Below are 7,465 nucleotides of genomic sequence, written 5' to 3'. Positions count from 1 at the left end.
TCAAGAAAACAAAGCTAATCGGTACACGATCTCAGCAGTTGGCGGGTATTCAGTAGAGGTCATGTTCGAAAAAGGGGCGAAAGGCCCCCCACACATATGGTGTCCCTTAAAGGTTGCTTCCTTTGTCAACGATGTACCTTGGGAACCCTATTATGCCTCGGCATTGTGGACGTCAAGGAACGAGCATGGCGAGGTGGAGTACGGCCGTCACAGTGCTCTGAAAACCATGAACCAACTGGCCAACGCTGACCTCGCGAGATTTACACCAGACGGTCTAAGTCAAGTCCGAGCGATCATCGCTGCGATAACGAGTGTGTCAGCCGGGAAAAGCTCCTGATCGCGCATGTTGTGATACACGGATAATCCATACCGAATAGTTGAATGTGGGACGCGGGGCATGAGCATTACGGAAGACATCGTGGAGCAAGCCGCCCTCGGCATTTTTTCCGAGCTTGGTTACTCTTATGCCAGCGCCTCAGAAATTGCCCCCGATGGGACTACGCCTGGGCGTACCGCCTATGCCGATGTCATCTTGCTCGACCGGCTTGCCGCTGCCGTTGAACGTCTTAATCCCGCCATTCCTCCTGATGCCCGCGCTGGAGCCATCAAGCAGGTGTTTGTTACAGAAACGCCCTCACTTGTTGAAGAAAACCGCCGCATTCATCGGCTGCTGACAGATGGTGTTGACGTCGAGTTTGCGACGGGTGGCGGCGAAATCAAAGGTGATAAGGTTTGGCTAATCGATTATAGCGATCCAGACAACAATGACTGGCTCGTGACAAACCAGTTCACTGTGGTTGAAGGACATCACAATCGACGGCCAGACATCATGGTATTTGTGAATGGACTTCCCTTGGCKATTATCGAGCTCAAGAATGCTGGTGGGGAGCGTGCAACTATATCGGCAGCGTTCAACCAGCTTCGCACCTACAAGGCTCAAATACCCTCGCTCTTTCGCACCAATGCCGTCCAGATAGCTTCAGACGGAATGCTTGCACGGATCGGATCGCTTACAGCTGATGAGGAACGTTTCATGCCGTGGCGCACAGTGACGGGCGCTGAAGATGATTTCACTCCGCATGGTCCCCGAGAGATGGAAACGCTGCTACGCGGAGTGTTCGACAAGGAACGCTTTCTTTCCCTGATCCGCGATTTCATTGTGTTTGGCGATAAGGGCGATGGTCCTTTCAAGATCATTGCAGGCTATCACCAGTTCCATGGAGCCCGAAAGGCTCTGTCAAGTGCCATTGAAGCGGCACGGCCCGATGGTGACCGTAAGATCGGCGTAATCTGGCACACTCAGGGCTCAGGCAAAAGCCTGCTCATGGCGTTCTTTGGTGGCCTGATCGTCCGCTCAAGGGAATTGGAAAACCCGACGTTGGTCGTGCTCACTGACCGCAATGATCTGGATGATCAGTTGTTCAACACCTTTAGTCTGTGCCGTGACTTGATCCGTCAGACACCCGAGCAGGCTAATAGCAGGGACGATCTTCGCCGTTTGCTCAATCGTGCTTCAGGTGGTGTGATCTTTACCACGGTGCAGAAGTTCTCACCGGAAGCGGGTGAAGAGCATTTCCCGATGCTGACCGAGCGACGCAATGTTATCGTGATGGCCGACGAGGCTCACCGCAGCCAATACGGTTTCGATGCCAAGCTAGACAAGGTTACCGGCAAGCGGCGATATGGCTACGCGCATTATATCCGCGAAGGTCTGCCTAACGCGTCTTTCGTCGGTTTCACCGGAACCCCTATTGAAGCCGAGGACGTGAATACCCCTGCCATATTCGGCGAGTACATTGATGTTTACGACATCAGCCGTGCAGTAGAGGACGGAGCAACGGTCCCTATCTATTACGAGAGCCGCCTTGCACGCATTGAGTTGGACGAGGACGAGAAGCCACGTATCGACGCGGAGATTGAAGCCATCCTTGAAGACGATACACTGAGCGAACAGGAAAAACAGAAGGCGAAGTGGACGACGGTTGAACGGCTGGTGGGTGCCGATAAACGCCTATCCCAGATCGCTGCTGATTTGGTGACCCATCTTGAAGCGCGGATCGAGGGTATGCCCGGTAAAGCTATGGCGGTTTGCATGAGCCGTCGGATTTGCGTGAACCTTTATGATCAGATCGTGCAGCTCCGGCCTGACTGGCATTCTGACGAGGACAACAAGGGTGCAATAAAGATCGTCATGACCGGATCGGCCTCCGACCCCCTCGAATGGCAACAACATATCGGCAATAAGAGACGGCGCGATGATCTCGCCAAACGTGCCAGAGACGTTAACGACGCACTGAAACTCGTGATAGTGCGCGATATGTGGCTGACGGGCTTCGATGCGCCATGCATGCACACTATGTACGTAGACAAACCTATGCGGGGCCATGGACTGATGCAGGCAATCGCTCGCGTCAACCGAGTGTTCAGGGACAAGCCAGGTGGTCTAATTGTCGATTATATTGGCATTGCTCAGAACTTGAAAAATGCGTTGGGGCAATACACGCAGTCTGACCGCGACAAGACTGGGATCGACGAGGAAGACGCTGTAGCACTCCTCATGGAGAAATATGAGATTGTGCGTGGAATGTTCCATGGACATGATTACAGCCGGGGGATTGTTGGTCAGCCGCGTGAACGTCTCGCGGCTCTCGGCGATGCAATCGACTGGATATTGAAATGGCAACAGGAACAGGCTGCCAAGGTCGAAGGTGACGAGAACAAGAAAAAGGCTCATCGTCGCTATCAAGATGCCGTTCTACAATTGAGCAAGGCCTATGCGCTGGCCTCTGCAAGCGATGAAGCTGCAATGATCCGTGACGAGGTCGGCTTCTTTCAAGCGGTTCGCGCGGCACTCGTTAAGACAACGGCCACGGGCAAAATGTCGGAGCGGGCAAAATCTCTTGCAGTCGAGCAGCTTCTTAATCGGGCGGTTGCTAGCGCCGAAATCGTTGATGTACTTAAGGCCGCAGGCATAACCACTCCTGATCTGTCGATCCTCTCCGAGGAATTTCTGGCTGAAATACAGCAGATGGAGAAGAAAAACCTTGCGCTGGAAGCTTTGCGGAAACTGCTCAGCGGAGAGATCAAAAGCCGATCACGGTCAAATGTTGTTGAAGCTAGATCATTCTCGCAACGTCTGGAGGAAGCGGTAGCACGCTATCACTCCAACGCCATTTCCACTGTCGAAATGATCCAGCTTATGATCGACATGGCACGCGATATAAAGGCCTCAATTGCGCGGGGTGAGGAGCAGGGGCYTTCACCAGAAGAATTAGCCTTCTACGACGCGCTAGCAGAAAACGAGAGTGCTGTCGAAGCGATGGGCAGTGAGCAACTGCGTATCATCGCTCACGAGCTAGTCGAGAAGATGAAAGCCTCCGCGACCGTGGACTGGCATCATAAGCAAAGTACACGGGCGCAGATGAGGCGTTTGGTCAAACGCATTCTTAAGCAATACGGGTATCCGCCAGACCTTGAACTAGCTGCGGTGCAAACGGTTTTGGCGCAGGCGGAAGTCTTGCTGATAGAGGTGGCAGGCTCACATAGATGAATAGGGTTAGCGCCGCTTCTTAGCGGGTCGGGCAATCCGCCCCTAAGTTGACGGTCTTCACTACGTCGCTCTCCGAAGGGTTTGGCACCAGCTTGTAAACGGAACGTACTTGACGGTCTTCAATCGTTCCTGCCCGTCATAGATGTCAATTCCAGCCCATGCCGCCGCAGTCCTATCGACTTTCCATACCGGCCTACCGTTGCGGGTCACGTGAACCAAATCATTCGGATCAAAGCCCCGGCCTATTAGATTACGGCAAAGCATCGGAACTGGGTCTTTATACCGGCCACGTCCCGGCTTATTAGCTGTGTCATGTTCAAGGGTGACGCCTTCAAGTGTTGCAGTCGCGGAATTGCTTCCGTGTAGTTCAATGCGCAATAGTGTTTCCTGTGTCTTGGTAGTGGGGTTTGAGCGCTTTCCGTGGGAAATATGACCAACCATACCTCCCAACAGAAACGCCCCTCCGGTTATCTTACAAAGCGGTCCAAGGATGGTTCAGGTGGCTTTAGCGGCGACGCTGTTTCTTCCGTTTTTCCAGCATCTTCTCGTTATAGCCTTGAGGTGTCAGTCGTTCGATTTGACGACCCGTACGCTGTTCCCATAGCTTCCGAAGTGCCCATGTGTAGCGGGACTTGTCGGCAAAGGTTGCGTCTGCTGCCGGTGGTGTTGGCAATGCCATTAGCGGGATACCGAGTTTGATGCACTCGACCAGCCAATTGGGTTGTGTTCTGCGGATCGTTGCGTCCTTCCCGTTACGAATGTCTGCTCTCATTTATGCCCATTCTCCTTCTGAAATAGAAAAACCCCGTGTTACCGGAGCCCTTGTTTGTTACGGTCACTGTTACAAGGCCCATTTCGGCCTCTGTAAGTCATTGAAATTGCAGGCGTAACACGTAACAGAACCTAGTAGGATAAGGATACCTGTTACGGATACGGCCCTACGGAGGGGCTAGAGCCCTCCCCGACGTTCAACATCGGTCATCAGAAGTCCGCATTAGCCACGGCTGGGTCCGCGTCGGTTTCGTCTTCAAAGCCGCTGGTGTCCATCACCTTCAAAGTTGCTGCGGTCTCGAATGCTCTCTTCCATTCGCTGTCGGTAATCTCGCCGTGCGCCACGGCTCTCTTGATCATCCTCGATACGGCCATCTTGTTCACACCAAGGTGCTTGGCAAGGTCAGCTTGAGACGTGAACTTGAGCGATTGAACCAAAGCCACGTAACGCTGCCTCTCGGCACTTTCGTCCATCTCCACGGTCCAACCAGCGGCTTCTAATGTCCACTTCTGCTTCCCGATGGAGGCGTTACCCTTCCCTCGAAACTTCCCGAAGTCCAAGGTGAACGAAGCTTTCCCGGGTTCAGCCTCCGGTGCCTTCCGAAGTCCCACCTTCACCTCAAAGGTTGTCTCCAAGGCTGTCGAACCACGTGCATCGGTCCCGGCCTTGTTGGCATGGTGAACCAGTAGTGCAGTCTTCCCGGCCTGCTTCATCAGCAGAAGGAACGCCATGACAGAACGGAACGCCGCTGCGTCATTCTCATCAGATAGACCATCGGCACATGTAGTCAGGTTGTCGATAATGACCACGTCTGCGCCGAACGCATCCATACGGCTCAATATGCGGCTCTGCGCATCTGGGTCTGTGATGTCATAGAACTCGGTGTGCGGTATCTGGTACTGCCTCGGCATAACGAAGATGTTCTCCCGAGCCTTGGCCACGTCTAGACCACCTACGGCACCAGAGATAACCAGCGAGGCCAATCGGTCACCAAGGTCGCCTGTGTTCATCTCGCCATCAACGATAAGAACCTTTCGGGGCCTCTCGACCTTCCAGTCTGCTACGGTGCCACCTCCAGCCATCGCCAAGGCCAGGGTCAGTGTGAACCACGTCTTACCAACGCCGGATGCCGCCCAAATCAACCCGCTTTCCCCGGTCTTCAACCATGGATTGATAGCGAACTCTCTGGGTGGTCTATTCATGTCCAGTAGTTCCCCAAGGGTCAGCCCTCGGAGGTCGTGCTTATTTACGATCCTATGAACGCCGTTAGCGTCTTGCGTGATCGATGCGATATTACGGTTCAAGCGTAGCTCCTGCGAGCATCATTGTCTCTCCTATGTTGTTAATGCTTGTCTGGGGTCGATGAGCATATCTGCTCATACCCCGGTGGCACCGATAAGGAGAAACACGCCAATGGATTTTGACGGGCATTACTTATCGGATGGGCCTGATAGAGGGGCTCAGTGAAGCCATCTGTGTGTGTTGGCAACCTCTTGAATTTGGCGTGTCGTGCTAGAGGTACTTGTCTTGGATTTCGGGTGTCGTGCTAGGAGTGTCCCTAACGTAGGCACTTTCGGTAACCATCTGCGGTGCTAGGGGTCCGGGTATTCGATTGCGCGGTGCGTTAAGTGCTAGAGGACAACCGAATGACCAGTTGTGCTAGTGGTCACCCTATTGGACTTTGCCTTCATCATGTCGTGTTAGAGCGACCGGCCTGGAGGTTGTTCGGTGCAAGGGGTTATTGAATTAAGCGTTCGTACTGAACGAGCGGGGCGATGTTAGTCGCTTGGATTTGAGTAATACGTGCTAGAGGGGAACCCCTTGGATTTGAGCGTGTCGTTGCTAGGGGGCAACCTCCTGAACTGAGTGATGTATCGCTAGGGGTCACCCGGTTGATTTGGGAATATCTTGCTAGTGGTCCGGGTATTGCATTCAGCGGTATGTGCTAAGGGGACAGGTCTTGGATTTGAGCGTGTCGTTACTAGGGGGGAATATTATGCTAGGGGGCAGGGTATTGCCTCAGCGATAGTGCTAGAGGGGTGGGTCTTGGATTTAGGCATGTCGTGCTAGTGGAGTGGGTATTCGTACTGCTAGAGGGCAACCGCTTGGATTGCCGCATGTTCAGCTAGGGGAAGGGGTAATCCCATCATTCCCTTATCCGCTTGGCCACCTTGGCCACCGTGGTCCTGCTGCAGCCAACCGTAGCCATCACATCGGACCAACTCATGCCGCCCTGCAGCAACTTGGTAATCCTGTCGTGGCGCTTGGCATCCTCAGGCTTGCCTCTGAACTTGGCCGCCCTCTTCTCTGGGTCTGCCATGACATGGGCGATGCCCTGAGCCTGTCGCCTTCTCCGGTCGGTGTATTCCTTACGCGCAATCGCTGCCAGCATGTCGAGCATCATCGTGTTGAGCGCATCGAACATCCGTCCGGTAAACTCATCAGCATTGACCAGCATGTGAGACGTTGGCAAATCCAGCGCAACCACCTTGATCCTCTTGGTTGCCAGAAGCGATCGCAGGGTCTGCCAGTCGGCATCATTGAGACGAGACAGGCGATCTACCTGTTCGATAAGGAGGATGTCCCCCTCATAGCTTTGCTCAATGAGCTTGAACAGTTCAGGCCGCTGGAGCGAAGCGCCACTCTCGTTCTCTAAGTACTCAGCGGCAATCCTAAGTCCACGCTGGTCAACAAAGGCTTTTAGGTCAGCACGGGCGCGGGAAGCGTCCTGTTCCTTGGTGGAAGCGCGAAGGTAGGTTCTAATCATTGTCATGGTGGTCAATATCCCTCAAAGTCCGTTTAGGCTGGTACATGCCTATCTGGTCCGATTAGGCTAGTCAACCCCATCGCAACAATATCAATAATAACGCTCGTCCAATTCGGTCCGCTCAGCCTACAGCCTAAACGCACCAGAGAGTTGTCAGTTGACCCGCGCAATAGCATTGGGCAATGAAGCGCAGCAATCATGGGGAGGCACTGCTATGGACACAGTCACAATCGACAATCGGAACGACTTTGCACTGTGGGCAATCGAACGAGCCAAAGAGATCGTAAGTGACCAAGGCACCGCACTGGCAATGGCCGCGCGTGACATGCAAGAGGATACGTTGAGAGAGACCGGCAATGCCCTCGGTGCTGCGATC

Annotated in this window: 4 protein-coding genes; 1 reads left to right on the top strand and 3 read right to left on the bottom strand. The window is 53.8% G+C overall.

What is annotated here, in order from left to right:
• The first annotated feature begins 397 nt into the window (after nucleotides 1-397).
• Nucleotides 398-3,550, top strand: a complete 3,153-nt coding sequence (locus ACXJ5O_RS14660; protein WP_457300523.1) for a type I restriction endonuclease subunit R — start codon at nucleotides 398-400, stop codon at nucleotides 3,548-3,550.
• A gap of 505 nt (nucleotides 3,551-4,055) precedes the next feature.
• Here the strand turns inward: ACXJ5O_RS14660 and ACXJ5O_RS14655 are convergent.
• The 3 genes from ACXJ5O_RS14655 to ACXJ5O_RS14645 all read right to left on the bottom strand — a co-directional run bounded on the left by ACXJ5O_RS14655 (nucleotide 4,056) and on the right by ACXJ5O_RS14645 (nucleotide 7,095).
• Nucleotides 4,056-4,322, bottom strand: a complete 267-nt coding sequence (locus ACXJ5O_RS14655) for a hypothetical protein (RefSeq protein WP_457300522.1) — start codon at nucleotides 4,320-4,322, stop codon at nucleotides 4,056-4,058.
• Between the two features lie 209 nt (nucleotides 4,323-4,531).
• Entirely contained in the window at nucleotides 4,532-5,524 is a 993-nt protein-coding gene (locus tag ACXJ5O_RS14650) for an AAA family ATPase (protein ID WP_457300521.1), read from the bottom strand.
• Between the two features lie 944 nt (nucleotides 5,525-6,468).
• Nucleotides 6,469-7,095: a recombinase family protein gene (locus ACXJ5O_RS14645; protein WP_457300520.1), complete on the bottom strand. Its 627-nt coding sequence runs from the start codon at nucleotides 7,093-7,095 to the stop codon at nucleotides 6,469-6,471.
• Between the last annotated feature and the right edge of the window lie 370 nt (nucleotides 7,096-7,465).

It is taken from the genome of Phyllobacterium sp. P5_D12 (assembly GCF_054049495.1).
Note: the sequence above shows the minus strand (reverse complement) of the source record. Positions and strands in the feature narration are given on the sequence as shown.